Genomic DNA, 26,527 nt, shown 5'->3' with positions numbered 1-26,527 from the left:
TTAAAATATATCTAAATGTTTAAGAAAAAATTGTTGAAGATTGGGTCGCAGTGTATACCTTTTTTTATCATCAATTACTTAATAATTACTCTTAATTAATATCCAGTCTTTAGCATATTGGTATTGTCTGTCAAAAGCGGGCTTAGCTTTTAATTTATTTTTGTCATATGCTTCAATAAATTTTAAAATATCTGGATTACCTTTCAGAGGCGGAAAAAAAAGATATCTGGCACCACCTTTAAAACCAGTTTCGTTATTGATTGATTCACCAATTTTGGTAGAATCTATTATTTTAAAGGTCATAAAATAAATTAATGGAATAGAAAATACCAGAAGATATTTTTTACTAAAATTAAAGTTTTCCAAACCTTTTGCCATCATTACTAAAACCAATAAATAAGGCACTAAATGAAAAACATAAGAATCTGACACATCATGTTTTAGAATAAAAAAAACATAGGGGAGAATTGCAATAATAAAATACTTTTTAAATGGTACTTTATGTAAGCCTCGAATGATAAAGTACGTGAAAAACAAGAAATTATACAGTAAAAAAACTAAATTTCTTCCTAAACTTTTTATAAATATTTTAAAATCTAAATGAAAAAAAGAAGAGCCCCACGCATCATCTGTAAAAATTGCAGTAAAACTATTTTTTCCCTGAATGACCGGAATCAGAAGAACTGAAAAAAGTACAGTGGTTATAAGAAGACCTTTTATAATATTCATTTTATCACTCTTGAAATTTTCGTATAAAAAATACAAATAAAAAGGCACAAGCAATATGGTTTGAATGTGAATTAAAAACATTAAACCGAATAATACGGCACTCCAGTAAAAATTAATACGTCTATTCTCTTTTATAAATAAAAAAATTTGGTATAAAAACAATATAACAAACAAGAGGTAAAAACTGTAAACTTCCGTAATAATAGAAATTCTCCAAAAGGTGAAAGAAAAACCGAAAAATAAAACTACAAGGTCTATAATACCTTTCTTAACATCAAATAAAAACAGAAATTTTCTTAAGAAACACAATGTTAATATTGAACATCCTATACTGAAACCTACAAATAAATAATGGGGATTGATCAAAGGAAATATCTTATGTAGAACCGCCAGCGAATTAATGTAGAGAAAATGATTTGTTGCATTTGTTGCTAAATCGAAACCCTTGGAAGCCACTACGGTAAAGGCTAAACTATCGCCCAATATCGGATCAGGTCCTATAGAAAAAAGATAAATTAGGAGAAAAACAAAAAAAAGTAAAACATTTTTATTCATGCTGTTATTAAGTATAACAGTATAGATACAAAAACCTAGTTAAATATTTTTAGTTTTTGTATACAGTTTTTAAATTACTTTCACCTCCTCTATTATTTTTCTGATGTCAATCGGAAATAACATCATCACCTAATAATTAATTTGATAATCGAGTTCAATAGGGTTGTTTGTCTTTTCTCTAAATTCTTGTTGAAATTTGATTGCGGATCAGTCCGGTCATTCCGACTTTAATCTCCCCGTCCACCCCCGCTGCGCAAAGTCTCCGACTTTGAGCCTCTTCGATCTCACTCCTCACCATTATTATATTTCCAAAACTCAGTAGTTTTAGTGATATTTATAATCGAAGGATCTGCCAATTCTATATCCAACAAGCCTTTTCCCAAAACTTAGTTGCTTGCTTAAGAATAAATATAATGTGGTGCTTTTTCAACCAAACCTGCTTCAATGGGATGACGAGGGATATAATTCAGTTGATCCCATAGGAAAGATAGCGTATAAATTTCTTCTGCGTTATTTCTATATTTCAAAAACTGACAATTTTTATTTGTGCCGTGAGTTTCGGTTGATTTTCGAAAACTTTCAACCATCCAATCACGCCGGATTTCTGGCTTCAACTGTATCCCACACCGACAACACCTCCAGCCCAAAAACATCTCCACCGGTCAATAGCCGCCCTTTCCCATGAACCGTCTGATAAAATGAAACCCTACCAACCGAAAACAAAATCCCGTTACCTTCCGGCATTTTATCGATAACAATCTCAAAAGAATCTTCTTTGAAATCAGGGGCGATAATCATTGGGGCCGCAAATACCTGTTGGTAAGCAAGCGCCTCAAAATCAAAACGGATCAAACCGACACGTACTTCCATAGCGTCTGCTTCCTCAGGAAATCCGGTTTCATCCGCTCTAAAGTCATGCACTTTTAAACTCCGGCTTTCCCAGTCAAATATATAGGGACACTGTAAAATAGCAGGCCGCTGAGGAGTGAAAATAAAATGCTCTAAAAGCTGTTTCCCCGATGTTGAAGAAATCCCATGAAAAACCGACCGCTTTCCTCTTTCTGAACTGTGATCACAATCTCTGATTGTTAAAAACAACTTCATAAGCCTCTGGTGTAATTTGCCGTCTTTATGACCGGCAAGAAAAGGTGCTATGGATTTTTTGAATTCCTTATTCACCTTAGAGCAGGCCGTAAACTCGCTGCAGGTTTCACGTACCCTCGCCATATTTTTACCGTTTCTGATCGCCTCACCGTTAAAACCGCCACCCGACATACGCGCCAGTGGTTCTCCGTCCTGCACATAAAAGTTCACCTCTCCTATCGTGCCTTTAAGTAAAATGTCCCCGATCTGCTTTGCCATAGTAATTTATTTTTAACATTGTTATAGTGATCGCTTCCTCTGGTCATCTCCATAGCAACCCGCAGTGTATGCTGACTGTATGCTGACTGTATGCTGACCTGACTCCTCATATAAACCTTATAATAAGCAGACAATTCTCTATCATCCGAACCCTGTTGAAGTTCCCTGAACATTTAATCCAAATCATTCACATGAAGAATAAATCCGCTTATATATCCAGACTAAATTAGTAAATTATTTTCAATTACACAGCAAATCAAACACTTATAAAGCCAAACACATGACAAAGTCACAAACAATACAAAAATATAATAACTTCTGTATTTAAAACGATATCTTACTTCCACAGCATTACCAACTTCGTGTAGAATTACAGTTTAAAGAAATCTACTTTGGCTAACAGCCTGTTTAAATTTCATCAAAATTTCCCCTACCCTTACTTCGGCTTCGCTCAGCATAAAAAAGGGAGTAATTTTGATGAAATTTTCAGAGAATTTTTCCACCATTTAGGGTTGGGAAAAAGAAAAATTCTTTGAAAGTTTCATTTTTGAATAATTTTTAAACAGGCACCAATTGTAAAGTCTTTACGCCGTAAAAAGCAAGAAAAAAGCCCGTTGGTAGATGAAATCTTGGCCTCGTCCACGACAGGATTAAAAATATTCATGATCTTTATAAAATGAATTCGACCTTTTACATCAATTAATTCTGGGATCTATCGTACAATACCAATGGTTTGACTTTACATTTACCCAAAAACAGGAGCTCATTCCGAAAGCCATTCGTTTACAGAAAATAACACAAAAAAAATCCTGACAATTAAATATTATCAGGATTATTACTATTGATTAAAACCACTAAAACTTTAGAAAGGGTATTCGTAAATTTTAGATTCGTGTAAGAAAGGGTTTCCTTCCGGAATTAATTTCAGTTTAGCCAAGGTGGTCATTACAACAAAGATGAAAGATCCTAATCCAAACAATACAGCCCCAAGATTGGTTAATAAACCGGTGATGTTTTGCCAGAAAGGTCCAACTGTTCCGGGCATTACCATATTATAATACACCAACCAGTGTCCGGTAATAACAATTACTGCCATCGTGGTCATCACGGTGTAATTTCTCTTGATGCTTGAACTTACCATTACCGCTAAAGGAACTGCGAAATTGAATAATAAGATGGACCAGAACGCCCATGAATAATATTCAAATCTACCGTAGAAATAATTTACTTCTTCAGGAATATTGGCGTACCAATACAACATAAACTGCGCAAACCAGGTATAAGTCCATAACATTGTAGATGCAAAAAGGAAAACTCCTAAATCGTGCAAGTGGTTATCATTGAACTGAGGCAAAAATCCTGCTTTCTTCAGATAAACACTGATCACCATAATTACAGCAATCGACGTTGCCAATGCACTTACCATCGCATACCAGATATACATTGTAGAATACCAGTGCGGGTCAATAGACATCAGCCAGTCCCACGCCCAGGCTGCTGAAGCGAACCCGAAGAATGCAATGTAGCCAACGCTCCAGCTGTAGTAGCTTGCATATACTTTTCTGCTTTTTGTTTCATCTACTTTTTTAGAAAGAGACTTCAGTTTCCAGGCAAAGAATGATGCTCCCAACACATAGATCAGCGTTCTTACAACATAAAAAGGAATATTTAAAAAGGTCTTCTTTTCAAAAAGAATCGGATCAAAATTAACGCTTTTCGGATCGGTCAACTCAGGATCCATCCAATGGAAAAGATGTCCGATATGACTGACGTTCAACAGCATTATAATAATAATAACTGCACCTGCCCATGGGATAAATGATGCTACCGCTTCCATCACTCTAAGGATAATAATGGACCATCCTGCGTGCGATGCGTTTTGAATACTGTAGAAAAATAATGCACAGCAACTTAAAGCAAAAAGAAAAACTGCAACCGTATGAACTGCTGCCAAAGGCTGATTTTTAAACTGCATTGTTGCATGCTCCAAATGGGCTGCGTGATCTTGTGGCCCCAACAGTTCGCTGGAATTGGAAGGAGTATTATTTCCGCCGGCGTGAACTGCCTCCATCATATGTTCAATCTGGGCATCATCAACTCCATGGTTCATAAAGTAACCTGCTCCAAAAAGAACTGCTCCCAGGAGAATGAATACGATTGAATATAATCTTAATTTAGGTGAAAAACTATACATTTTTTTTACTCTTTTTTATTTTTTAGGACTCGTACTAGATTCTGCTGTTTTCGCCATTGGGGTAGCATTTGCAACCGCTGGGGTTGGAGCAGCAGTAAGCCCTCCTTTAAATTCATTCATAATATACAAAGCGACTCTCCATTGATCACCAGGTTTTAATTGTCCCGCATAAGATCCCATTGAGTTTCTGCCGTGGGTCAAAACATAATGAACTGAACCAATGGTAATTTCGCGGTCTGCATATTTAGGAACTCCTGAATAAGCACCGCTTTGCACGATCGATCCCTGTCCGTCACCGCCGGTTCCGTGACAAGCCGAACAGGTCTTGTTGAAAAGGTCTTTCCCCCTTTCCAAATCTTTTGCCTGATTTGCAGGATCTAGTGGAGAAGCTGTTATTAATTTAGAAGCATCATATCCTTCATTATATTCAAGCACAGTCATTGCAGTATTTGCGGCTGCATCTGTAAGTCCTTCTGGATTTTGTGCCACTGTTCCGTCTACAGGTCCTAAGCCCGTTCCGCCTCCTTGTTTAACAAATGCCGGGATTTCGTTCTCATGGTCAGAATAGGCAATGTCAGCTTTCATCAGGGGGTCATAAGCAACCGGAAAATACATGTCGGGGAAATAGACCAAAGGTGGATTTCCCTTGCTGCAAGAACTTAAAGCAATTGCGGCACATCCTAAGATAGCTGTAATTTTAAATATATTCTTTGTCATTTTAAGCATCTTTTACAGTTATTTCTTCAACTCCGGTATCAATCAGAATTTGTTTTACTGCATCTACATTATCGGTAACAAATTCCATCATAAATTTATCATCGGTTGTTCTCGGATCAGGATTCTGAGGAGGACAGCCGGGATACATTTTATTTCTCGCCAGGAAAGTAAGGGACATCATGTGCGCCGCACAGAATACCATTAACTCAAACATCGGTACAACAAATGCCGGCATATTGGTTCCCCATTTAAAAGCGGGTTTACCACCGATATTCATCGGCCAGTCATGATTCATGGTATACCAGGTTACCAGAATCCCAATCGTTAGACCATATACTGCATAAATAAAAGCAGCATCAGAAATTCTTGTTTTTCTAAGACCTAAAGCTTTGTCAAGACCATGTACAGGAAACGGCGTGTAAACTTCGTTTATTGCAATTCCTTTATCATTGAACGCTTTTACGCCATCTAACAAATCATCGTCATCGGCATAAATACCGTATATTATTTTAGTGGTGCTCATCTTCTTCTTCTTTTGCTTTATAGGTTTCACCTGATATTTTCAAGATCGTCTTCAGTTCAGCCTGCGCAATGACAGGGAAGGTTCTTGCGTATAATAAGAACAGTACTCCGAAGAAACCAATTGTTCCTAAATAAACTCCTACATCAATGATGCTCGGTTTAAACATCGTCCAGGAACTTGGCAGGTAATCTCTCGCGATGTTGATAACGATAATATCAAATCGTTCAAACCACATTCCGATATTAATAATTAATGCAATGATAAAAGTTGCCATAATATTGGTTCTCACTTTTTTGAACCAGAATAATGCCGGTACGACCAGGTTACAAATAATCAACGCCCAGAATGCCCACCAGTACGGACCGGTTGCAGCTCCCGGAGATAGATACGTAAAGTCTTCATATCTTGAACCAGAATACCATGCGATGAAATATTCAGTTGCATAAGCTACCGTTACCATACCTCCTGTTACGATAATTACAATGTTCATAATTTCGATATGGTACATGGTAATATAATCTTCTAGGTGAGCCACTTTTCTTGCGACCAATAAGAGCGTCTGCACCATTGCAAATCCGGAGAAAATTGCTCCTGCAACGAAGTACGGCGGATAAATAGTGGAGTGCCATCCTTTAATTACCGAAGTAGCAAAGTCAAAAGATACCGTGGTGTGTACCGAGAATACAAGTGGTGTTGCCAAACCTGCCAAAACCAAAGATAATTCTTCAAATCGCTGCCAGTGTTTTGCTTTTCCACCCCAACCGAATGAAAGGAAGGTATAGATTCTTTTGGTCCAGGGTGTTTTTGCACGGTCTCTGATCATCGCAAAATCCGGAATCAATCCCATGAACCAGAATACACTGGATACTGAGAAATACGTAGAAATTGCAAATACGTCCCAAAGAAGCGGCGAGTTAAAGTTGGTCCAAAGTGAACCGAACTGGTTCGGTAAAGGGAATACCCAATATCCTACCCAAACTCTACCCATGTGAATGACCGGGAAGATAGCCGCCTGAACCACCGCGAAAATAGTCATCGCCTCCGCAGAACGGTTAACAGACATTCTCCATCTTTGTCTAAATAATAAGAGTACCGCAGAAATAAGAGTACCGGCATGACCGATCCCTACCCACCAAACGAAATTGGTGATATCCCAACCCCAGTTGTTAGTTCTGTTAAGACCCCAGGCACCAATACCGGTACCGATGGTGTACGCGATACAGCCGAATCCATAGATGAATAGAGCAAGTGCGATCCAGAAAGAAACCCACCATAATTTTCCTGCTCTTTCTTCTATAGGTCGCGCGATATCGTTTGAGATATCATGATAAGTCTTGTGACCAATTATTAAAGGTTCCCTTATCGGAGCTTCGTAATGTCCTGACATTTTTTACCTATTTATTATTTAAACAATATTTTCTTTTCTATTTCTCACTTTGGTATGGTAGAATACGTTTGGTTTTGTACCAATTTCCTCCAGCAAAGTATATCTTCTGTTGGTGCCGAAAAGCGCTCTTACTTCAGAACTCTTATCATTCATATCACCAAATTTCATTGCCCCTGTAGAACATGCATCCACACAAGCGGTAGAGAATTCCCCATCTCTGATGACTCTTCCTTCTTTCTTAGCTTCCAGAATAACATTCTGTGTCATTTGAATACACATCGAACATTTTTCCATAACCCCTCTCGTTCTTGTTACAACATCAGGATTCAAGACCATTCTGCCAAGATCATTATTTTGGTTAAAGTCGAATTTATCGTTAAGGTTATAAGTAAACCAGTTGAATCTTCTTACTTTATAAGGACAGTTGTTGGCACAATACCTGGTACCGATACATCTGTTATAAGCCATTTGATTCTGCCCCTGCTTACCGTGGGAAGTTGCTGCCACAGGACATACCGTTTCACATGGAGCATGGTTACAGTGCTGACACATTACCGGCTGGAAAATCACATCTGGATTCGTCGCAGGATGGTTTAATATTCCACTTTCTTTATCCAGGAAATGACCATACATTCCAGGTACATTTAGATCTGCCGTAACAGCTTCTTCCTGAGAAAGTTTACCGTCTTTATTTAAATCAATATGAGCGGGAATATCTGTAGTATAATACCGGTCAATTCTTAACCAGAACATATCTCTCGACATTCTTACTTCATCTTTACCAACGACAGGTACGTTATTTTCTGCCTGACAGGCGATAATACATGCACCACAACCCGTACACGAGTTTAAGTCGACTGATAAGTTAAAGTGAGGCCCATCGGTATCATCAAATGCATCCCAAAGGTCAATTTTTCCTGCAGCCGTAGCTTCTCCTCCGATTGTATGATATTCCAACGGTTTGTTCCATCCTAGTTTTTCGTCATCAAATTTTACGTTTAAGAAAGTATCCAAAAGAACTTCTCTCGCGATTTCATAACGACCCATCAGGGTATTTTGCAACTGCATTCCTGCAAATTCGTGCTCTTTGCCAGTGTTCTCAATTTTAACATCTGATAAAATTAAGTTTGAACCGTCAAAAATAGGATAAGCATTCACACCGGTTTCGGCAACTTTTCCTGAATTCTTTTTACCGTATCCTAATGCCAGTCCTACTGCTCCATCAGCCTGACCTGGTTGGATATATACAGGAACATCTTTAATACTAACACCGTTCACCGTAAGGTTAACTACCGAACCATCCAACTGCATTCTTCCGTTCAGATCATTTTTGATTCCTAATCTTGCAGCGTCTTTTGGCGAAATGGTTAAATAATTATCCCAGGTCATTCGGGTAATCGGGTCTGGCAATTCCTGTAACCATGGATTATTCGCCTGAGTTCCGTCTCCTATGGCTGTTTTGGTGTACAATACCAATTCCAGATCAGAGGCTTTGAAACCTGTCAATTCAGAAATGGCTTTTGCAGCGTCTCCGCCGGCATATGAAAGCGTAGTCGTATTGCCGCCATCGACAACTCCGCTATAAAGCGCTTTATTGAAAGGAGTACCACCAATTAAAGTAGCAGCATTTGCTTTCAGATAATCATAATAATTATTGTTCGGGCTGTCTTTTCCATTCATCCAAACCAACAGCGATTCTTCAATCTGTCTTGATTTAAAGATCTTTTGAATGGTCGGCTGCATCAAAGTATAAACACCAGTTTGCGGCGCCATATCTCCCCAGCTTTCTAACCAGTTCGCCACCGGAATAACAGCTTTCGCTGCCTTATACATTTCGTTTTTCTTATCGGCTACTGCGATAACATAAGGTACTTTTTCCAGAGATTTTCTGAATTCTTCACCTTTATTATTAGAATAAATCGGGTTGACATTATTGGCGATCAATACACCGACCTGTCCCGAATTCATCCATCCTAAAAACTCCTGATATCTTGCACCGTCAAACTCTTTTAAGAAGTTCGCTTTTCCGGTGAAAGCATTGGAGGCTAATTTTTGATTAATTAAATTGGCTAAAACATGAGCTGCTTTAGAACCGTCAGCGAAAACAACAGCGTTGCTTCCTTTTGCCTGTAATTCTTTTACAATCTCGCCTGCTTCTTTGCTTACGCTTCCTCCGTTAAGTCCGTTATAAACTTCTACTAAAACTTTATTTACAGCACTAGGCTTAAGTCTAACTCTTGTATCAGCATTGGCTCCGGTCAAAGTCATGTTGGATTCTACCTGAATGTGTCTCAACATATCCGGACCTGGTTTTCTTGCTGCGGCGTAAGAAGTTTCTAAAGAACCTCCGTTAAATTCCCCTAAGAAATCAGCCTGGAAAGAAACCACCAATTGGGTTTTCGATAAATCATATACCGGCAAAGATCTCTGTCCGAATACTTCCTGCGCTGCATCTAAAGCCGCACTGTGTGGAATCGCGTCGTACGTTACGAGTTCTGCCGTTGGATATTTTGCTTTGAAATCACCAAATAACTTTTTGAAAGTCGGTGAAGGGAATGAATGCGATAAAACAACGATTTTCTTTCCTCCAGCTTGCGCCTCTGTTAAACCTTTTAAAACAAAACCGTCTACTTTATCGAAAGTTTCATCTTGCCCGTCTAGTTTTGGCTGTTTAACTTTATCGTTATCATATAATGAAAGAACTGCAGCCTGAGCTCTTGCACTTGTTTTACCTAAATCTTTTGCAGACGGATTCGGTTCAATTTTAATTGGCCGGCCTTCTCTGGTTTTAACTAAAACACTTGCAAAATCGAAACCGTCGAAATAAGTGGAGGCATAATAGTTAGGAACCCCCGGAATAATTTCGTGTGGCTTTACCACATAAGGAATTGTTTTGATTACCGGCGCTTCACAAGCTGCTAATGTTACCGCCGCCGTAGAAAATCCTAAAAGCTTTAAGAAATCCCGTCTTGAAGGTCCTGATTCAGTTGATTGATTTCCATCCGGCTTTTCACCCACCGGAATTTCAGTCTGAAATTCTTTTCGAGCCAACTTACCGTTTAAGCTCGGGTCCTTCAGTTCTTGAATACTTCTGAATTGTATTTTATTTGAAGCCATTGATACTTCTAATTTTTGTTATTAATAATGACATTTACCACACTCAAGACCTCCAATTGCATCTACAGTGATTTTCGCACCTGACCCATACTGTTTTTTCAGTTTGTCATGTAGATTTTTGAAGTACTCTTTATTATAACCATTGTTCATATCTACCTCAGTAGTTCTGTGACATTCGATACACCAGCCCATCGTGAAATCATTGGCCATTTGTACCACATTCATGGTATCCACCTGTCCGTGACAAGCTTTACAAACGACATCGATTTTCGCATTAGGGTTTTTCTGATTGTAAGAATTAAGAATGGCCTGTTCTCCTGCCACAACGTGCTGTGCGTGGTTAAAGTAAACAAAATCCGGCATATTGTGAATTCTCGTCCATTCTAAAGGTTGTGTTTTACCGGTATATTTCTGCGAAGAAGGATCCCAACCGGTGGCAGCATATATCTTCTGTATTTCACCGTCATAGAACGCTTTGTCTTTTCCTGGCTCCATATACTTCCCGTTATATTCGGAAATCGTTCGGTGACAGTTCATACACACATTCATAGATGGAATTTCGGAAACCTTACCGTATTTCGCTGAAGAGTGACAAAGCTGACAGTCGATTTTGTTTTCACCTGCATGGATTTTGTGAGAGAAATAAATCGGTTGTTCCGGTTTATACCCTTTGTAAACCCCAATCCACATCAACCAGTTCCACAATCCGTACGCAGCAAATATGCCTAAAAGCACTAAGATTCCTTTACCTATGTAATCATATTTTCTATAGAGATCTCCGAAAGAAACCGCACGGGTAGCATTCAACCCTGTTAATTCGTCTGTTTGCTGCAGCTTAACCAATTGCTTTAATTTCAAAAGCAACCAAATCAAAAGACCGCCAATCGCCAAAAGGGAAAGCAGAATAATTTTTGAATTCATCGACTGCATTTTTGCCGCCTCTAAAGCAGCAACCGAATTGGTATCTGCCGCTCCTGCTCCAGTTGCTTCTGCTGCAGGTTCCGGCGCCGGTGGATTTGAAGTATACGCTAAAATATCATCAATTTCCTGATCCGTTAGATTAGGAAATGCTGTCATTTCAGTTTTATTGAATTTTTCGAAAATTTCGTTTGCGTACTTATCGCCTGATGCTCTTAAAGCTTTATTGTCTTTAATCCACTTATGAAGCCAATCAGTGTCTAAATTCTGCTCCTTTTTAATCAAGTCTACTATGCCTCCTAAAGCCGGACCAACAAGCTGTTTGTCCAGTGCATGACAGGCGGTACAATTTGCTTTAAAAAGCTTTTCACCATTCTTAGCATCTCCTTGAGCGTAAATAGAAGCACTGGTCGACAGCAATAGACCTATTGCGATGAGACCTCTTTTGTAATGCTTTCTCCAACTAATCATTTATAAAATCTTGGGTTAGTAAATTATATTGAGTTTACTTTCAACTTGGCAAAAATAAGGTTTTTAAGATAAATTTAACAGCCGTTGTAATTGCCATTATGTCATTTTGCCTAATTTGTAATGCTTCTAAATAACAAATGTTGGTATAATTTTTATTTGTTTTAAATTTGCTGAAAATAATATTTAATGAAATCATTTTTTAAAATAATTGCGCTCTTTACCTTATTGTCCTCAAACATCTTTGAAGCACAGCAAGTTGTGACGAAAGATACCATCTCCGGAACACCGCTTTCCATCATGATGGACCAAAAAGTAAGTGACTTATTGCGAAGTGTTGAAGATAAGTGCACCACCAATACAAGCGCATCCCCGACAAATTCGGAAAACGAATATTCCGATAATTCTGGAAAAACAACAATTCCTAAAATAACGGTACCCGAAAAGGAACTTACCAACGCAGAAATTTGCCGTAAAAATCCGAGAATCATGGGTTTCAAAATTCAACTCGCAGTCGTGAAAAGCAATGAAGAAGCCAGAGAAGTCGGAATGTTTTTCAGAAGAAGATTCCCGAATATGAAAGTGGAAACAGATGCTTCTTTACGACCAAACTATAAGGTACTGGCCGGAAGTTATTTCACCAGACAAAGTGCCGCCGGTGATTTAGCACAGATCAAAAAGTTTTTCAAAGACGCAGTGGCGGTTCAATACCGCGTTTTCTGTGTAGAAGCAAAATAACATTATTATAATAAATAAAAGCCGCCTCCCATATGGAAAGCGGCTTTTTTATGGGGAAAGGTTTTCACACCCGTCCGTTGTTTGCATTTAGTTCTTTACCAACAAACGGAATCCTTCTCCGTGTACGTTGATGATTTCCAAACCATCGTCTTCTTTCAGCAACTTCCTAAGTTTGGCAATATAAACATCCATACTTCTGGCGGTGAAATAATTTTCTTTCTTCCAGATCTTTCTTAAAGCCAAATCTCTCGGCATAAAATCGTTTCTGTGCTGACACAGCAATTTCAGCAGTTCATTTTCTTTTGGTGAAAGCTTGTACTCGTTATCATTCACTCTTAACTGACGCAACATCGAATCGAAGAAAATATTACTGATCTTAAACTGTTCCTGCTCATCATTTTCTGTCGTAGCACTTCTCTGCAGAATCGCTTTGATTTTATATAATAAAAGCTCCGTATCAAATGGCTTCGTGATATAATCATCAGCGCCCAACTGATATCCTTTCAAAATATCTTCACGCATATTTCTTGCGGTAAGGAAAATAATCGGTATGTTTTTATCGATTCTTTTGACATCTTCTGCCAAACTAAATCCATCTTTCTTCGGCATCATCACATCGAAAATACAAATATCGAATTCGTTTTCCGTAAATTCCTTTAGACCCTGTTCGCCATCTGTAGCCAAGGTTACTTCAAAATTATTTATCGATAAATAATCTTTTAAAACCGCACCAAAACTTTGGTCGTCTTCTACTAATAAGATTCTGTTGCTCATAATTTTTTGTATTTACTGTTCTAAGGTTCTCACCTCAATCTTTTTTTTAAGAATTTCCTGCTGAGTTTATATGTATTTTAAACATTCATCGGCAGTTTTATCGTAAAGGTACTTCCCTTATCTTTTTGAGAATCTACGATAACAAGGCCTTTGTGTAATTCCACTATTTTTTTCACGTAGGAGAGGCCAAGCCCCTGCCCTTTCACATTATGAATATTGCCGGTTTCTTCCCGAAAGAATTTTTCGAAAATCCGCAACTTATTCTCCGTTTCCATTCCCATTCCTTTATCAGAAATTTCAATCACGTACCAGTTGCCCTCATTTCTGGTCATTACTTTAATCTCAGGAGCATCAGGCGAATATTTATTGGCATTATCTAATAAATTGACCAGCGCATTGGAGATATGAAACTCATCAATTCTGAACTTGTACCGTTCGGCATTAAATTCCTGGGTTAAGGTTCCGTGTCTCTGAGCCACGATCAAACCAAAAGACTCGGTTGTTCTCTTGATTAAGGCCCGGACATCAGTCTCCTTTAAAAATAAATTGACTTCATTCCGTTCCAGTTTCGACATATTCAAAACGTTCTCGACCTGCTTTTTCATCCGCAGATTTTCTTGCTTGATCAGACCGGAATAGTATTTTACTTTATCGGGATTGGTCGCAATTTTATCGTTCGCCAAAGAATCAGTCGCCACAGAGATCGTTGCCAAAGGAGTTTTGAACTCATGCGACATATTATTAATAAAGTCAGTTTTGATATCTGCAATTTTTTTCTGCCGCATCATATAATTAATAGAGATAATATAAATCCCCAAAATCGTCAGCAAAGACATAAAGGTCCCCAACAGCATGGGTAAATTATTTTTCGCCAGGGAATAGTCTTTCCGCGGGAAAACTACTGCCAAAGTGTATAACGGCCTTTCCTTACTATCGGTAAAAAGTGGATAGGTATAATTGTTTTTTTCTTTTTGATCAGCGAAAGTAGCATTGACAACTTTTGTCATTTTATTGTTTCGATCCATCACCGCAAATCCAAAACTCGTATCGAGACCATTTAATTTCAACTCTTTGGCCAAAACAGAGTCTAAGGTTTTTGCATCAACCCTTTTATCAATCGGCAGATTCGAGGCACTCAGTTTTGCAAATTCCCGTAAAGCGTACGTATTATTATTAATATCCTTGCTCATCTGCGCCGTGAGCGGCTCTGAGCTGTTCGGCCCTTTATTGATTTTCAGAATCCCTTCATCGGTGTACAGTTTCGTCAATTTCAAACTGTCGCCTTTCTGCGAAATGGGAAAGTTTTGATTTTCTACAATGCTTTTCTGAAACGTAAGAGTTGACGTATTGGCAGAATCAGAGTTCTGCTGAATATAGGTTTGGGTAGGCTGATTGCTGCTGTCAACAACATTTTTACCGAAATTTTTAAAATCCTGGTTCAGATATTTATCTACTTCAAGCTGCGAAACTTTTAAGGCAGAAGATTCCAAAGAAGAATATACCTTATTGGAAAAATCCTGATTGAGCGCGCTGTATAATTCCTTGATCCAATACAATTGCAAAGTGACGAAGACGATCATCGAAATGGTCATCAATACAGATATGAACGGAATAAACTTATTGTTCATTATTTCTTTTTAAAAATGAATTGTTAAAATTAGTCATTTTAAGAATATAATAACAAAAGAAAGGCCAAAATATTGTGTTTAATTTCACAAAACACTTTTATTTAACAAAATATACTGAATCCTCTGTTTTTTATTCCATTTCACTACTTTTCTATTAAAAAACGATATATTTGATAAAAATCAAATAATGAAAACGAAAATAATTTTTAATAAAGATGACAATTCTGCTTCCATTTATATCATGAAGATTTTTCACACTTCCGTTGATAAAGTCTGGAATCACTTTACGCAGGCCGAATTACTCGATCAATGGTGGGCGCCAAAACCCTGGAAATGCAAAACTTTGAAAATGAATTTTCAGCCGGAAGGAATTTGGAATTACACGATGATCGGTCCGGAAAATGAGAAAAGTTTCAGCGGAGTGCAGTTTCATGAAATAAATTTCCACCGCTGTTTCGACTATTCTGCGTTTTTTACTGATGAAAACGGATCGGTAGACAGCAAATTCGCGCCAAGCAATTGGTTAATCGGCTTCACCGGCGTGGAAGAAGGAACGAAATTAACAGTAAACATTCATTTTAAAACAACGGAAGACATGGCAACCCTTTTAGAAATGGGCTTTGAAGACGGTTTCAAAATGGGACTTCATCAGCTGGAAGATTTACTGAATAAAAAAGACTGATTTCAAAAAACCAGTCTTTTATTTGTTTTAAAAAAGTTCTTCATCAATAAAATATTGAATAATCGCTTTCTTCATGAGAATCTGCTGCTCATTCGGTTTCAGCTCCGGGAGAGCAGTCACTTCATCGAAATGCGGATATCCGTCATCGTCGTAATGCGAAAATTTGTAATATCCAAAAGGTTCGAGTAAACGGCAAACTGCGATATGCAGAATATTCAGTTTATCATCTTTCGTATATTTCTGTTGGCCGCTGCCTAATTCCTGCACCCCGATCAAAAATAAAATCGTGTCGATCTGCGGATATTTATCGGTATCGAAGGTTTTTACGAAAAACTCTTCGACTTCTGCCCATAGCTGGCTTTCTGATTTACTTTCCATCAATTTTATTTTCTAATTTCATTAAAAACGCATATTCAAAAGCATCTTCTTTTAAAGATTCAAACCTTCCGCTGGCTCCGCCGTGACCGGAACTCATATCGGTTTTGAAAACCAGCATATTGTCATCGGTTTTCAGTTCCCGAAGTCTGGCCGTCCATTTTGCAGGTTCCCAATACTGAACCTGTGAATCGTGCAGACCCGTTGTGATCAAAATATGGGGATATTTCTTGGCCTCAATATTATCATAAGGAGAATACGATTTCATATAATGGTAATATTCCTTCTCTGTCGGATTTCCCCATTCATCAAATTCGCCGGTGGTCAAAGGAATTGTTTCGTCTAACATGGTGGTTACCACATCCACAAAAGGAACCTGAGCCACAATTCCGTTGAAAAGTTCCGGCTCCATATTGATCACTGCACCCATTAAAAGTCCGCCCGCACTACCACCCATCGCATAAAGATGTTTTGGGGAAGTGTAATGTTCTTCCACCAGAAACTTTGCAGCATCGATGAAATCATAAAATGTATTTTTCTTTTGAAGCATTTTTCCGTCTTCATACCATTCTCTGCCCATATATTCTCCGCCTCGGATGTGGGCAATCGCATAGATAAAACCACGGTTCAGAAGTGAAAGCCGCACATTAGAAAAACTGGCATCGATGGTAAGCCCATAACTTCCGTAGCCGTAAAGCAATAAGGGAGTTTCTGCAGATTTCACGGTGTCTTTATGATAAACCACAGAAATCGGAACTTTTTTTCCATCTCTGGCAGGCGCCCAAATTCTTTCTGAAATATAATTTTCCGGTAAAAAATCACCGCCCAATACTTCCTGCTGTTTCAGGAGTTTGGTGGTTTTTTCTTTCATATCGTATTCGAAAGTAGAACTTGGCTGAGTTAAAGAGGTATAACCAAAACGAAGTTTCTCGGTATCGAATTCCAAATTTAACCCAATATAAGCCGTATAAGTAGGATCTGAAAAAGGCAGATAATGGAAATCATTATTTTGGGTGTCGATAATTTTCAGCTGCAAAAGTCCCTCGATCCTTTCCTCCAGAACCAAATATTTTTTGAAAATCTCGAAACCCTCCAGCAAAACTTCTTCCCGATGCGGAATGACTTCAACCCAGTTTTCAATTCCGGGATGCGCAACTTTAGTTTTTACAATTTTAAAGTTCGTCGCTTCGTCTGCATTGGTAATAATATAAAACTCGTCTTCAAAATGTTCTACCGAATATTCCAGATCATCAATTCTCGGCTGAATAGTCTGCCAATCTGCCATGACATCATCTGCAGGAATAAAACGCTGCTCATCAGAAATCGTGCTCGAACTGGAAATGAAAATATATTTTAAAGATTTGGTTTTAAAAACATTCACATCAAAAGTGTCATCTTCTTCGTGAAAAATCAATACATCCTGTGAAGAATCGGTTCCCAACTGATGCAGAAAAACCTGGAAGGCACGCAAACTCTCATCTTTTCTGATGTAGAAAATATGCTTGTTATCGTTGGCCCATACTGCTTTTCCTGTCGTATTAGGAATCTGATCCTGTAGGATTTCGCCAGTTTCAAGATTTTTGAAATTAATAGTATAAATTCTTCGACCCATATTGTCAGAAGAATAACTCATTAATTGATTGTCCGGTGAAACTGCTACACTGCCCACTTCGAAAAACTTCTGACCTTCTGCTAGAATATTCACATCCAGCAATAATTCTTCTTTATTTTCTAAAGTCTGAAATTTTCTGGTAAATAAAGGATGTTCTTTGCCTTTCTCATACCGAACGATATACCAGTATTCATTAAAAAAATAAGGAAGCGATTCATCATCTTTTTTATACCGGGCTTTCATTTCATCAAAAAGCTGCTGCTGAAAATCTTCGGTGTCTTTCATTACCGCATCAGCATATGCATTCTCTTCTTCCAGATAGTGCATCACTTCTGGATTCTCCCTTTCGTTCAGCCAAAAATAAGAATCGTCTCTCCGGTCATTATGAATTTCCAGAGTTTTCGGTATTTTTTTAGCTTTTGGAGGAAGCCTGCTTTCTGAGATTTGTTCTTTATTGATAGAATCAGGATTGCTCATCTAAAGTTTTCATTAAAATATAAAAAACCGACTTAATCTTAGAAAAAGGCGGTTTTTTGATTATGTTATTTAAATCCGAAGAAATTATTTCTCCAAATTTCTGATATATTTTTCAATTGCCATGGTCATTGATGGCGTTTCTTTGCTGGGCGCCATTACATCAACTCTTAATCCTGCATCTTTTGCAGCCTGCTCTGTCGTTGCACCGAAAACAGCAATTTTTGTCTGATCTTGTTTAAAATCTTTAAAGTTTTCTCCTAAAGATTTGATTCCCTGGCGGCTGAAGAAGACCAACATGTCGTAATCGGCAATGTTAGTTTCACTCAGATCACTGCTTACTGTTTTGTACATGGTGGCTTTGGTCCAGTCAATTCCGGAAGATTCCAAAACTTTCTGAATGTCGGAGCTCAGGATATCTGAAGCCGGTAAAAGATATTTCTCAGACGGGAATTTCTTGAAAAGCGGAAGCAGGTCGGCAAAAGTCCGCTCACCAAACGCAATTTTTCTTTTTCTATAAACAATATGCTTTTGCAAATAGTTGGCAATGGCCTCTGACTGGCAAATATACCGCATAGAATCAGGCACCGCGAAGCGCATTTCTTCGGCAAGACGGAAATAGTGGTCGATCGCATTTTTACTGGTAAAAATTATACCGGTATATTGCGACAGATCAATTTTCTGCGTTCTGAGTTCTTTCGCATCTACTCCTTCCACATGAATAAAAGGCTTGAAATCTATTCTGATTTTTTCCTTTCGGGCAATTTCCAGATATGGAGAAGATTCATTTGGTGCGGGCTGTGAAACCAATATAGATTTAATTTTCATCATTAAAATTTCTTAAAGATATAATACTTTCCATAGAACCAAAATAGGCGCGAATTGGAGGGTGCAAATATACAAAAATTTATAATACCACTTTTCGGGTAACAGATGACCGGGAGAGAGCAGATAAAAGAAAATTTTAAATATAAAAACACCGATAAAACCTATAAAATAATAATCAAACAACTGTAAATCACTTACTTCATAAAAATACTGATAAACACACAAAGCCATTAACACAAATGAAAGCATAAAATAAAACTTCGAGGCAGTGAACTGAAAAAGCGCCCATCTTTTCATACTTCCGGTACCTGCATAAAAAACATAGGACAAGGTACTTTTAAGACCATAAAATGCAGAGAGTGAAAAAAGAGTGAAGCCAAACTTATTCAGCTCATATCCAAAGAAATGAATATCACTGATTTTTTTCGGAACAATGGGAACCGACCTCGAAATCAGCGCAGCAAACAAAAGCGTAAAAACCACTCCAATAATCAGCCAGCTCAAAAAATTATTAGAAGAATCCTCGAATTTCTGCATCAAAAAGACCCTCACAGAAGAATCACGGTGAAGATACAAAAGCATGAAAACATAAAGCAATATACAACCGACGATGATAAATACCACCCAATCGTTTTGCTGCACAATTCTTACCAAAAGTAATTTTTTGCAAAATTAAGAATATTAAAGGAGATGTTCAGAAAAATTAAGCCTATTTAATTTGGAATTAATCTTGATGCTCTAAATCAGCCTTTAATAATAACGGCGGAAAAGTTTATCTTTGCACCTTAAAATTTAAGATGAAAAAACTCGTCATCATTCCAACTTATAATGAGAAGGAAAATATTGAAAATATAATTTCTACGGTTTTTGCGCTGAAGGAGGATTTTCATGTCTTGATTGTAGATGATTCATCACCCGACGGAACAGCAGATATTGTAAAAAAACTGCAGAGCACCTATCCCGACCAACTCCATTTAATCATAAGAAAAATAAAAGATGGTCTGGGAAAAGCTTATATCCATGGATTCAAATGGGCTTTGCAAAACAACTACGATTACATTTTCGAAATGGATGCCGATTTCTCGCATAATCCAGCTGATTTAAAAAAACTGTTTGAAGCCTGCAAAAATGCGGACATGAGCATCGGCTCCAGATATTCAAAAGGGGTAAATGTCGTCAACTGGCCGATGGGAAGAGTACTGCTCTCCTATTTTGCTTCAAAATATGTTCGGATGATTTTGGGAATTCCCATTCATGACACCACCGCTGGATTCGTTTGTTTCTCACGAAAAGTCTTGGAAGAAATTGGTCTGGATAAAATCAAATTAAAAGGCTATGGCTTTCAGATTGAAATGAAATTCCGTGCGGTTAAAAAAGGATTTAAAGTCACAGAAGTCCCTATCATATTCACCAACAGAGAATTGGGCGTAAGCAAGATGAATGGCGGAATTATTCATGAAGCCGTTTTCGGTGTTTTAAATTTAAAGTGGAAATCGATGATCGGCAAATTATGAGAAAAGGAATAGTGGTGATTTTTTCATTTTTAATGTTGGCTTGTTCAGAACTCATCGACAAACCGAAAAACCTTGTACCCAAAGATACAATGGCCGAATTGCTGGCCGAATTTGCAATGAATGAGCAATTGACTGTGGTTGTAGAAAATGTTAATTTAGATAACGCAACCCGGTATGCGCTTCAACAAAAGAAAATCAAAGGAAACGATTTTGTTGAAAGCTATAAATACTACACCGCCACCGGAGAAATAGAAAAAATAGTAGACAACGCTCAGGATATCGTTTTAAACAAAGATCCTGCCGCGAAAATCTATATCGAAAAGAAATTAAAAGAAAATAAAAACTTACCTGCATTTGCAAGATAATATGAAGTCCCCATTTTTCGAAATCAACAATACCACGACCGGTAAAGCAAGAGCCGGCACCATCATTACAGACCACGGCACGATAGAAACACCTATTTTCATGCCGGTAGGAACAGTCGCCTCTGTAAAAACCGTTCACCAGCGGGAACTAAAAGATGACATCAAAGCGCAGATTATTTTAGGAAATACCTATCACCTCAATCTTCGCCCGAAAATGGACATCATGCAGCAGGCAGGCGGTTTGCATAAATTCATGAACTGGGAATTGCCCATCCTCACCGATTCTGGCGGCTATCAGGTATTTTCTTTATCAAAATCAAGAAAATTAAATGAGGCCGGTGTGAAATTTAAATCCCATATCGATGGAAGCGCTCATTTTATCTCGCCCGAAATTTCAATGGAAATCCAGCGACAGATCGGCGCAGATATTTTCATGGCTTTTGATGAATGCACGCCTTATCCCTGCGAATATAATTTAGCGAAAAAGTCAATGGAAATGACGCACCGCTGGCTAAAAAGATGTATCAAATGGACGGATGAAAATCCTGAAATTTATGGACACAAACAACACCTTTTTCCAATCGTACAAGGCTCCACTTACGCTGATTTAAGAAAAAAATCCGCAGAATTTATTTCGGAACAAAACGCTGTAGGAAACGCAATTGGCGGACTTTCTGTAGGAGAACCCGAAGAAGAAATGTACCGAATCACCGACATTGTCACCGATATTTTGCCGGTAGAAAAACCGAGATATTTAATGGGCGTCGGAACACCGTGGAATATTTTAGAATCAATTGGTTTGGGAATCGACATGATGGATTGCGTAATGCCTACCAGAAACGCCCGAAACGCAATGTTATTCACCTGGCAAGGCGTGATGAACATGAAAAACAAAAAGTGGGAAAGTGATTTTTCACCTTTAGACGAATTCGGAACAAGCTATGTAGATTCACACTATTCGAAAGCGTATGTCCGTCATTTATTTGTGGCAAAAGAATATTTGGGAAAACAAATTGCATCGATTCATAATCTGGCTTTTTATTTAGATCTGGTTCGCGTTGCGCGCCAGCACATCATCGCCGGAGACTTCTATGAATGGAAAACTTCAATCGATCCTATCCTCAGACAAAGACTTTAAAAAAAATACGCACCGGATTTATGAAAATAATCGACCTTTATATCATCAAGAAATACCTCGGCACTTTTGGGTTCATGTTGGGGTTATTGACGATTATTATTTTGGTCATCGACGTTCAGGCAAAAGCACCAAGAATTGAGTCAAACGGATATACCGTAACTGAATTCCTGATTGACTTTTACCCTTATTGGATTGTCAATCTCATCATTACATTCATGTCGATCCTGGTTTTTATTTCCGTTATTTTCTTTACTTCTAAAATTGCCAATAATACAGAAATCGTTGCCATCATCAGTTCGGGAGCTAGTTTTCACCGGTTTGCGCGACCTTATTTTATAACCTCTGGTGTTATTGCGGTTGCCGCTTTGCTGATCAATCATTTTATATTACCGCTGGCCAACATTAAAAAGAATGAATTAGAACCTTATACTTACAGCGCGAAAAACCGAGAAGAATTCACAGGAAATGCTGAAGTTGCCACCCAACTTTCGAAGACAGAATATATTTTTATTAAAAGTTACAATAAAAAAGAGAAACGCGGTTCTGGCTTTTTCTACCAGAAATTCGATAAAAACAGAAAGTTAATTTATCAGCTGAATGCGGCAGATTTCTATTGGGAAAAAGATAAAAAGCAATTCTTAATGAGCAATTATCTTGAAAAAACTTTCCTTAAAAACGACACCGAAAAATTAGCCCAGGGAAACTCAATGACCAAAAATTTCGGGCAGACACCGGAAGAACTTTTCCCTGATGTTTTATTAGGCCAAAACAAAACAACGCCGGAACTAATCAAATTCATCAATCGGGAAAAAGAAAAAGGAAATGCGAATCTGAATAATTATCTGAATGAACTGTACCAGCGCACCTCGATGCCATTTTCGGTCATTATTCTCACCGTTTTGGGATTGGCACTTGCCTCCCAGAAAAAACGCGGAGGACTGGGAATGAATCTCGCCATAGGAATTGCCCTGGCTTTTGTATTTGTATTTTCATTTGAAGTACTGAAAGTGGTTTCAGCCAATAAAACACTGTCACCATTGGTTGCGATGTGGCTGCCCAATTTGATCTTCGGACCGCTGGCTTTATATCTTTATTTCAAAAGAGCCAATCAGTAAAGAAGCGCAATTTCTTTATGAAAGAATTTCTGCAATCCATCATGTTCTAACTCCACCCAAAGAAACCCCTCTTTATCGACCGTTCGAATAATGCCATTTTGTCTTGATTGACCCATTTCAAAAACAGAGATCAAATCCTTTCGGAATAACCTGTCATTCAGTTTTTCAAGCACCGATTCCTCAGAAACTTCCTTTGTCAAATTTTCAACCAAATACTCATGAAGTGCTTCCGTTAAAATTTCAAGATTGAATCCAATTCCCGTTTGAGTAAGGAGTGATCCTGCTTTCGGAAGATGTTTAAAGTTTTCTTCCAAAACATTCAGCCCAATTCCGATCAGAAAATAGGGTTTCCCTTTCATCATTTTCTTTTCAATTAAAATACCGGAAACCTTTTTGTTTTTAATGATAATATCATTTGGCCATTTAATTTCAACGGCATGTTTTGTCAGAATGGCAAGAAAATCAGCCAATACTTCAGCGGTATGAAAATTGAATAAATGATTGGGTAATTTAATGAGTTCATCGGGAACTGCAACAGAATAAGCAAGACTTAAATTGTGGCCGGATTCCCAGGAATTACCATACTGCCCTTTGCCTTTGGTTTGATTAAAAGTGTAAACGGCTTGTATATCAAGAGTGTCATCAGAAATAAATTTCTCAATTTCATCGTGGGTGGAAGAACATTCTTTAAGGTACAACAAGCACATCATTTATGAAAACTTTAAGAGTTAGATTTGGTAAATTTGAGACTATTTAAATAAAAAAACAATAAATTTGCAGATTATACAAAATTTTTAATGAACAAAATCACAGAAAAGCAGCTACTAATCGACAAAATTGTAGAAGCAATACAAGATACAAAAGGGGAAGACATTATGATCTTCGACTTATCAAACATCGAAAATTCGGTAGCACAAACATTCGTCATCTGCACCGGAAACTCTAATACCCAAGTTTCAGCTATTTCAGGAAATATCCAAAAAAAGGTTCGGAATGACTTGCAGGATCGCCCTTGGCATGTAGAAGGAAGTGAAAACTCACTGTGGGTTTTACTGGATTATGTATCCGTCGTGGTGCATGTATTCCAGCGGGAAACCAGAGAATACTATGATATAGAGGAACTCTGGGGAGATGCAAAAATAACCAAAATCGAAAATTAATTACTGATAGTTGACGAAAACAATTTTTCGCCAAAACTTTTATAAAAAGATATGAACAACAATAAAGGATTTAACTGGTTTTTCCCAATCGCGATTATAGCCATTTTACTCTTTTTCTTTTCGAATATGAATGGGGATTCCTCAGCAAATTCATTAGACGAAGAAGGGTTCTATACCTTAATGACAGAGGGGAAAGTTCAGAATGTACTCATTTATAAAGATACCGAAAAGGCTGATGTTTTTCTTACACCAGCAGCTAAAAAAGCATTAGATGCGAAGCAGGTTGCAAAAGAAAGAAGTCCTTTTTCGGCATTTGACTTTTCTCCAAAACCAGACTATACAATCAGTTTCGGAGATTTACAGCTTTTCCTGGAGAAATTTGATAAAATCAAACAGGATAACCCCGCGATAGTTACTAAAAAAGACTACGGCATTGGCAAAAATCCGATGACCGAGTTACTGTTTACTGCAATATTCTGGATCGCAATCATGGCGCTTTTCTATTTTGTGATTTTCCGCAAAATGATGGGCGGCGGTGGTGGCGGTGGCGGTGGCCAAATTTTCTCCATCGGAAAATCCAAAGCTAAACTTTTCGACGAAAAAGATAAAGTGCAGGTTTCATTTAAAGATGTCGCAGGCTTAGAAGGCGCGAAAGAAGAAGTTCAGGAAGTGGTAGATTTCTTGAAAAACTCTGAAAAATACACCAAATTAGGTGGAAAGATTCCAAAAGGAGTATTGTTAGTCGGTCCTCCGGGAACAGGTAAAACCCTTTTAGCAAAAGCTGTTGCAGGGGAAGCGAAAGTTCCCTTCTTCTCCCTTTCAGGTTCTGATTTTGTGGAGATGTTTGTAGGAGTTGGAGCGTCCAGAGTAAGAGATTTATTTGCTCAGGCAAAAGCGAAATCACCGGCAATTATTTTTATTGATGAGATTGATGCCATTGGTAGAGCCAGAGGAAAAGGAAACATGACTGGTGGAAATGATGAAAGAGAAAACACATTAAATCAATTGCTTACCGAAATGGACGGTTTTGGAACCGACACCAACGTAATCATCATGGCGGCAACCAACAGAGCCGATATTCTGGATAAAGCATTGATGAGAGCAGGTCGTTTTGACCGTTCGATTTATGTGGACCTACCGGAATTACACGAAAGAAGAGAAATCTTCGATGTGCATTTGGCGAAAATAAAATTGGAACCCAATATCGACAGAGAGTTTTTAGCAAAACAAACTCCCGGATTTAGTGGTGCCGATATCGCAAACCTTTGTAATGAAGCCGCACTAATTGCAGCAAGAAATTCACACGAAGCCGTTACAAAGCAAGATTTCTTAGACGCTGTTGACAGAATCATCGGTGGACTGGAAAAGAAAAACAAAGCGATTAAGCCATCTGAAAAAAGAAGGGTCGCTTATCATGAAGCAGGACACGCAACAATTTCCTGGCTGGTAGAACACGCAGCACCATTACTGAAAGTCACCATCGTACCGAGAGGCCGCTCATTAGGCGCAGCCTGGTACCTGCCGGATGAAAGGCAATTGACGACCACTGAACAAATGAACGATGAACTGTGCGCTACATTGGGTGGAAGAGCTGCAGAGCAGACCATCTTCGGAAATATTTCTACAGGCGCGCTTTCTGATTTGGAAAGAGTAACCAAGCAGGCACAGGCAATGGTAACCATTTATGGTCTGAATGAGAAAGTCGGAAATATCTCCTACTATGACAGCACCGGCCAATCTGAATACAGTTTCGGAAAACCTTACTCAGAGCAGACTGCCAAAATGATTGATGAAGAAATTTCTAAAATCATTGAGACCCAGTACCAAAGAGCATTGCAAATTTTAAGAGATAATAAAGATAAGCTTGATGCGCTTGCCACAAAACTTCTCGAGAAAGAAGTAATCTTCCGCGAAGACTTAGAAGAGGTATTCGGCGACAGAGCATGGGATCCGGAATTAACTGAACATCCTGTTTCCAATAGCCACAAGGCGGAAACTCCAGTGGAGGAAGCAGAGGTTATCGCACCGGAATCCAATACGCAACTTTAATAAAATTAAATCCTGATTATTTAAATTCATATAAATAATCAGGATTTTTGTATTTAATTGATTAAGTAAACAAATATTTTCTATTTTTGTAGAACAATCGCATAA

Annotated in this window: 24 protein-coding genes; 8 read left to right on the top strand and 16 right to left on the bottom strand. The window is 38.1% G+C overall.

What is annotated here, in order from left to right; translation table 11 throughout:
- Nucleotides 1–78: 78 nt before the first annotated feature.
- The 9 genes from QF004_RS02780 to QF004_RS02740 all read right to left on the bottom strand — a co-directional run bounded on the left by QF004_RS02780 (nucleotide 79) and on the right by QF004_RS02740 (nucleotide 11,973).
- Complete coding sequence (locus QF004_RS02780; protein ID WP_133439379.1) at nucleotides 79–1,284, bottom strand: protein O-mannosyl-transferase family; 1,206 nt, start codon at nucleotides 1,282–1,284, stop codon at nucleotides 79–81.
- A 398-nt stretch (nucleotides 1,285–1,682) separates the two neighbouring features.
- Complete coding sequence (locus tag QF004_RS02775; RefSeq protein ID WP_307422428.1) at nucleotides 1,683–1,811, bottom strand: hypothetical protein; 129 nt, start codon at nucleotides 1,809–1,811, stop codon at nucleotides 1,683–1,685.
- 64 nt (nucleotides 1,812–1,875) lie between these two features.
- The gene (locus QF004_RS02770) at nucleotides 1,876–2,646 is read right to left on the bottom strand and encodes a hypothetical protein (RefSeq protein WP_307422425.1); all 771 of its coding nucleotides are present in this window, start codon (nucleotides 2,644–2,646) and stop codon (nucleotides 1,876–1,878) included.
- Nucleotides 2,647–3,508: 862 nt separating this feature from the next.
- Nucleotides 3,509–4,840 (bottom strand): quinol:cytochrome C oxidoreductase, encoded by a 1,332-nt coding sequence (locus tag QF004_RS02765; protein ID WP_133439114.1) that lies wholly within the window; start codon nucleotides 4,838–4,840, stop codon nucleotides 3,509–3,511.
- 15 nt (nucleotides 4,841–4,855) lie between these two features.
- Complete coding sequence (locus QF004_RS02760) at nucleotides 4,856–5,566, bottom strand: cytochrome c (protein ID WP_133439115.1); 711 nt, start codon at nucleotides 5,564–5,566, stop codon at nucleotides 4,856–4,858.
- Nucleotides 5,559–6,080 carry a DUF3341 domain-containing protein gene (locus tag QF004_RS02755; RefSeq protein WP_133439116.1) on the bottom strand — a complete coding sequence of 174 codons (522 nt, stop codon included), beginning with the start codon at nucleotides 6,078–6,080 and terminating at the stop codon, nucleotides 5,559–5,561. The genes QF004_RS02760 and QF004_RS02755 overlap by 8 nt, the downstream gene beginning before the upstream one ends.
- Nucleotides 6,067–7,467 carry an NrfD/PsrC family molybdoenzyme membrane anchor subunit gene (gene nrfD / locus QF004_RS02750; RefSeq protein WP_133439117.1) on the bottom strand — a complete coding sequence of 467 codons (1,401 nt, stop codon included), beginning with the start codon at nucleotides 7,465–7,467 and terminating at the stop codon, nucleotides 6,067–6,069. The genes QF004_RS02755 and nrfD overlap by 14 nt, the downstream gene beginning before the upstream one ends.
- 18 nt (nucleotides 7,468–7,485) lie before the next feature.
- A complete protein-coding gene (locus QF004_RS02745) occupies nucleotides 7,486–10,584 on the bottom strand; it encodes a TAT-variant-translocated molybdopterin oxidoreductase (RefSeq protein ID WP_133439118.1) in 3,099 nt (1,032 codons plus the stop codon).
- Between the two features lie 21 nt (nucleotides 10,585–10,605).
- A complete protein-coding gene (locus tag QF004_RS02740; protein WP_307422413.1) occupies nucleotides 10,606–11,973 on the bottom strand; it encodes a c-type cytochrome in 1,368 nt (455 codons plus the stop codon).
- Nucleotides 11,974–12,159: 186 nt separating this feature from the next.
- Here QF004_RS02740 and QF004_RS02735 point away from each other — a divergent pair, with 186 nt between their 5' ends.
- Entirely contained in the window at nucleotides 12,160–12,708 is a 549-nt protein-coding gene (locus QF004_RS02735; RefSeq protein ID WP_133439120.1) for an SPOR domain-containing protein, read from the top strand.
- 87 nt (nucleotides 12,709–12,795) lie between these two features.
- Here the strand turns inward: QF004_RS02735 and QF004_RS02730 are convergent, their stop codons facing one another.
- Entirely contained in the window at nucleotides 12,796–13,482 is a 687-nt protein-coding gene (locus QF004_RS02730) for a response regulator transcription factor (RefSeq protein WP_133439121.1), read from the bottom strand.
- Nucleotides 13,483–13,559: 77 nt separating this feature from the next.
- Nucleotides 13,560–15,110 carry a sensor histidine kinase KdpD gene (locus QF004_RS02725; protein ID WP_133439122.1) on the bottom strand — a complete coding sequence of 517 codons (1,551 nt, stop codon included), beginning with the start codon at nucleotides 15,108–15,110 and terminating at the stop codon, nucleotides 13,560–13,562.
- 187 nt (nucleotides 15,111–15,297) lie between these two features.
- Between QF004_RS02725 and QF004_RS02720 the strand changes: the two genes are divergently transcribed.
- Nucleotides 15,298–15,792, top strand: coding sequence for an SRPBCC domain-containing protein (locus QF004_RS02720; RefSeq protein WP_307422407.1), 495 nt, complete (start codon nucleotides 15,298–15,300; stop codon nucleotides 15,790–15,792).
- Nucleotides 15,793–15,819: 27 nt separating this feature from the next.
- On the opposite strand, the gene QF004_RS02715 is transcribed toward QF004_RS02720, so the two are convergent.
- The 4 genes from QF004_RS02715 to QF004_RS02700 all read right to left on the bottom strand — a co-directional run bounded on the left by QF004_RS02715 (nucleotide 15,820) and on the right by QF004_RS02700 (nucleotide 19,735).
- Complete coding sequence (locus QF004_RS02715; protein ID WP_307422404.1) at nucleotides 15,820–16,170, bottom strand: hypothetical protein; 351 nt, start codon at nucleotides 16,168–16,170, stop codon at nucleotides 15,820–15,822.
- A complete protein-coding gene (locus QF004_RS02710; protein WP_307422401.1) occupies nucleotides 16,160–18,256 on the bottom strand; it encodes a S9 family peptidase in 2,097 nt (698 codons plus the stop codon). The genes QF004_RS02715 and QF004_RS02710 overlap by 11 nt, the downstream gene beginning before the upstream one ends.
- Before the next feature lie 84 nt (nucleotides 18,257–18,340).
- Nucleotides 18,341–19,081 carry a uroporphyrinogen-III synthase gene (locus QF004_RS02705; protein ID WP_307422895.1) on the bottom strand — a complete coding sequence of 247 codons (741 nt, stop codon included), beginning with the start codon at nucleotides 19,079–19,081 and terminating at the stop codon, nucleotides 18,341–18,343.
- Nucleotides 19,082–19,093: 12 nt separating this feature from the next.
- Complete coding sequence (locus QF004_RS02700; RefSeq protein WP_246012440.1) at nucleotides 19,094–19,735, bottom strand: DUF4271 domain-containing protein; 642 nt, start codon at nucleotides 19,733–19,735, stop codon at nucleotides 19,094–19,096.
- Nucleotides 19,736–19,878: 143 nt separating this feature from the next.
- Between QF004_RS02700 and QF004_RS02695 the strand changes: the two genes are divergently transcribed.
- From QF004_RS02695 to QF004_RS02680, 4 genes are read left to right on the top strand one after another with little or no spacing between them, the layout of a single operon-like run.
- On the top strand, nucleotides 19,879–20,595 hold the full coding sequence (locus QF004_RS02695; RefSeq protein WP_307422396.1) for a polyprenol monophosphomannose synthase: 717 nt from the start codon (nucleotides 19,879–19,881) through the stop codon (nucleotides 20,593–20,595).
- Nucleotides 20,592–20,960, top strand: a complete 369-nt coding sequence (locus QF004_RS02690) for a DUF4296 domain-containing protein (protein WP_133439127.1) — start codon at nucleotides 20,592–20,594, stop codon at nucleotides 20,958–20,960. The genes QF004_RS02695 and QF004_RS02690 overlap by 4 nt, the downstream gene beginning before the upstream one ends.
- 1 nt (nucleotide 20,961) lies before the next feature.
- The gene (gene tgt / locus QF004_RS02685) at nucleotides 20,962–22,098 is read left to right on the top strand and encodes a tRNA guanosine(34) transglycosylase Tgt (protein ID WP_133439128.1); all 1,137 of its coding nucleotides are present in this window, start codon (nucleotides 20,962–20,964) and stop codon (nucleotides 22,096–22,098) included.
- Between the two features lie 20 nt (nucleotides 22,099–22,118).
- Nucleotides 22,119–23,213, top strand: a complete 1,095-nt coding sequence (locus QF004_RS02680; RefSeq protein ID WP_307422392.1) for an LptF/LptG family permease — start codon at nucleotides 22,119–22,121, stop codon at nucleotides 23,211–23,213.
- On the opposite strand, the gene QF004_RS02675 is transcribed toward QF004_RS02680, so the two are convergent.
- Nucleotides 23,207–23,923, bottom strand: a complete 717-nt coding sequence (locus QF004_RS02675; RefSeq protein WP_307422390.1) for a biotin--[acetyl-CoA-carboxylase] ligase — start codon at nucleotides 23,921–23,923, stop codon at nucleotides 23,207–23,209. The two genes, QF004_RS02680 and QF004_RS02675, sit on opposite strands and share 7 nt — an antisense overlap.
- A gap of 87 nt (nucleotides 23,924–24,010) precedes the next feature.
- Here QF004_RS02675 and rsfS point away from each other — a divergent pair, with 87 nt between their 5' ends.
- The gene (gene rsfS / locus QF004_RS02670; protein WP_133439131.1) at nucleotides 24,011–24,373 is read left to right on the top strand and encodes a ribosome silencing factor; all 363 of its coding nucleotides are present in this window, start codon (nucleotides 24,011–24,013) and stop codon (nucleotides 24,371–24,373) included.
- A gap of 51 nt (nucleotides 24,374–24,424) precedes the next feature.
- Nucleotides 24,425–26,422 carry an ATP-dependent zinc metalloprotease FtsH gene (ftsH, locus tag QF004_RS02665; RefSeq protein WP_307422387.1) on the top strand — a complete coding sequence of 666 codons (1,998 nt, stop codon included), beginning with the start codon at nucleotides 24,425–24,427 and terminating at the stop codon, nucleotides 26,420–26,422.
- The last annotated feature ends 105 nt before the right edge of the window (nucleotides 26,423–26,527 follow it).

The organism is Chryseobacterium sp. MDT2-18 (assembly GCF_030815285.1).
In the GTDB taxonomy this organism is placed as follows: Bacteria; Bacteroidota; Bacteroidia; order Flavobacteriales; family Weeksellaceae; genus Kaistella; species Kaistella salivictor.
Note: the sequence above shows the minus strand (reverse complement) of the source record. Positions and strands in the feature narration are given on the sequence as shown.

Bases quoted from the DNA above. Each gene is read 5' to 3' on its own strand.
- QF004_RS02780 (WP_133439379.1), bottom strand. From the start codon at position 1,284: ATGAATAAAAATGTTTTACTTTTTTTTGTTTTTCTCCTAATTTATCTT.
- QF004_RS02770 (WP_307422425.1), bottom strand. From the start codon at position 2,646: ATGGCAAAGCAGATCGGGGACATTTTACTTAAAGGCACGATAGGAGAG.
- QF004_RS02765 (WP_133439114.1), bottom strand. From the start codon at position 4,840: ATGTATAGTTTTTCACCTAAATTAAGATTATATTCAATCGTATTCATT.
- QF004_RS02760 (WP_133439115.1), bottom strand. From the start codon at position 5,566: ATGCTTAAAATGACAAAGAATATATTTAAAATTACAGCTATCTTAGGA.
- QF004_RS02755 (WP_133439116.1), bottom strand. From the start codon at position 6,080: ATGAGCACCACTAAAATAATATACGGTATTTATGCCGATGACGATGAT.
- nrfD (WP_133439117.1), bottom strand. From the start codon at position 7,467: ATGTCAGGACATTACGAAGCTCCGATAAGGGAACCTTTAATAATTGGT.
- QF004_RS02745 (WP_133439118.1), bottom strand. From the start codon at position 10,584: ATGGCTTCAAATAAAATACAATTCAGAAGTATTCAAGAACTGAAGGAC.
- QF004_RS02740 (WP_307422413.1), bottom strand. From the start codon at position 11,973: ATGATTAGTTGGAGAAAGCATTACAAAAGAGGTCTCATCGCAATAGGT.
- QF004_RS02735 (WP_133439120.1), top strand. From the start codon at position 12,160: ATGAAATCATTTTTTAAAATAATTGCGCTCTTTACCTTATTGTCCTCA.
- QF004_RS02730 (WP_133439121.1), bottom strand. From the start codon at position 13,482: ATGAGCAACAGAATCTTATTAGTAGAAGACGACCAAAGTTTTGGTGCG.
- QF004_RS02725 (WP_133439122.1), bottom strand. From the start codon at position 15,110: ATGAACAATAAGTTTATTCCGTTCATATCTGTATTGATGACCATTTCG.
- QF004_RS02720 (WP_307422407.1), top strand. From the start codon at position 15,298: ATGAAAACGAAAATAATTTTTAATAAAGATGACAATTCTGCTTCCATT.
- QF004_RS02715 (WP_307422404.1), bottom strand. From the start codon at position 16,170: ATGGAAAGTAAATCAGAAAGCCAGCTATGGGCAGAAGTCGAAGAGTTT.
- QF004_RS02710 (WP_307422401.1), bottom strand. From the start codon at position 18,256: ATGAGCAATCCTGATTCTATCAATAAAGAACAAATCTCAGAAAGCAGG.
- QF004_RS02705 (WP_307422895.1), bottom strand. From the start codon at position 19,081: ATGAAAATTAAATCTATATTGGTTTCACAGCCCGCACCAAATGAATCT.
- QF004_RS02695 (WP_307422396.1), top strand. From the start codon at position 19,879: ATGAAAAAACTCGTCATCATTCCAACTTATAATGAGAAGGAAAATATT.
- QF004_RS02690 (WP_133439127.1), top strand. From the start codon at position 20,592: ATGAGAAAAGGAATAGTGGTGATTTTTTCATTTTTAATGTTGGCTTGT.
- tgt (WP_133439128.1), top strand. From the start codon at position 20,962: ATGAAGTCCCCATTTTTCGAAATCAACAATACCACGACCGGTAAAGCA.
- QF004_RS02680 (WP_307422392.1), top strand. From the start codon at position 22,119: ATGAAAATAATCGACCTTTATATCATCAAGAAATACCTCGGCACTTTT.
- QF004_RS02675 (WP_307422390.1), bottom strand. From the start codon at position 23,923: ATGATGTGCTTGTTGTACCTTAAAGAATGTTCTTCCACCCACGATGAA.
- rsfS (WP_133439131.1), top strand. From the start codon at position 24,011: ATGAACAAAATCACAGAAAAGCAGCTACTAATCGACAAAATTGTAGAA.
- ftsH (WP_307422387.1), top strand. From the start codon at position 24,425: ATGAACAACAATAAAGGATTTAACTGGTTTTTCCCAATCGCGATTATA.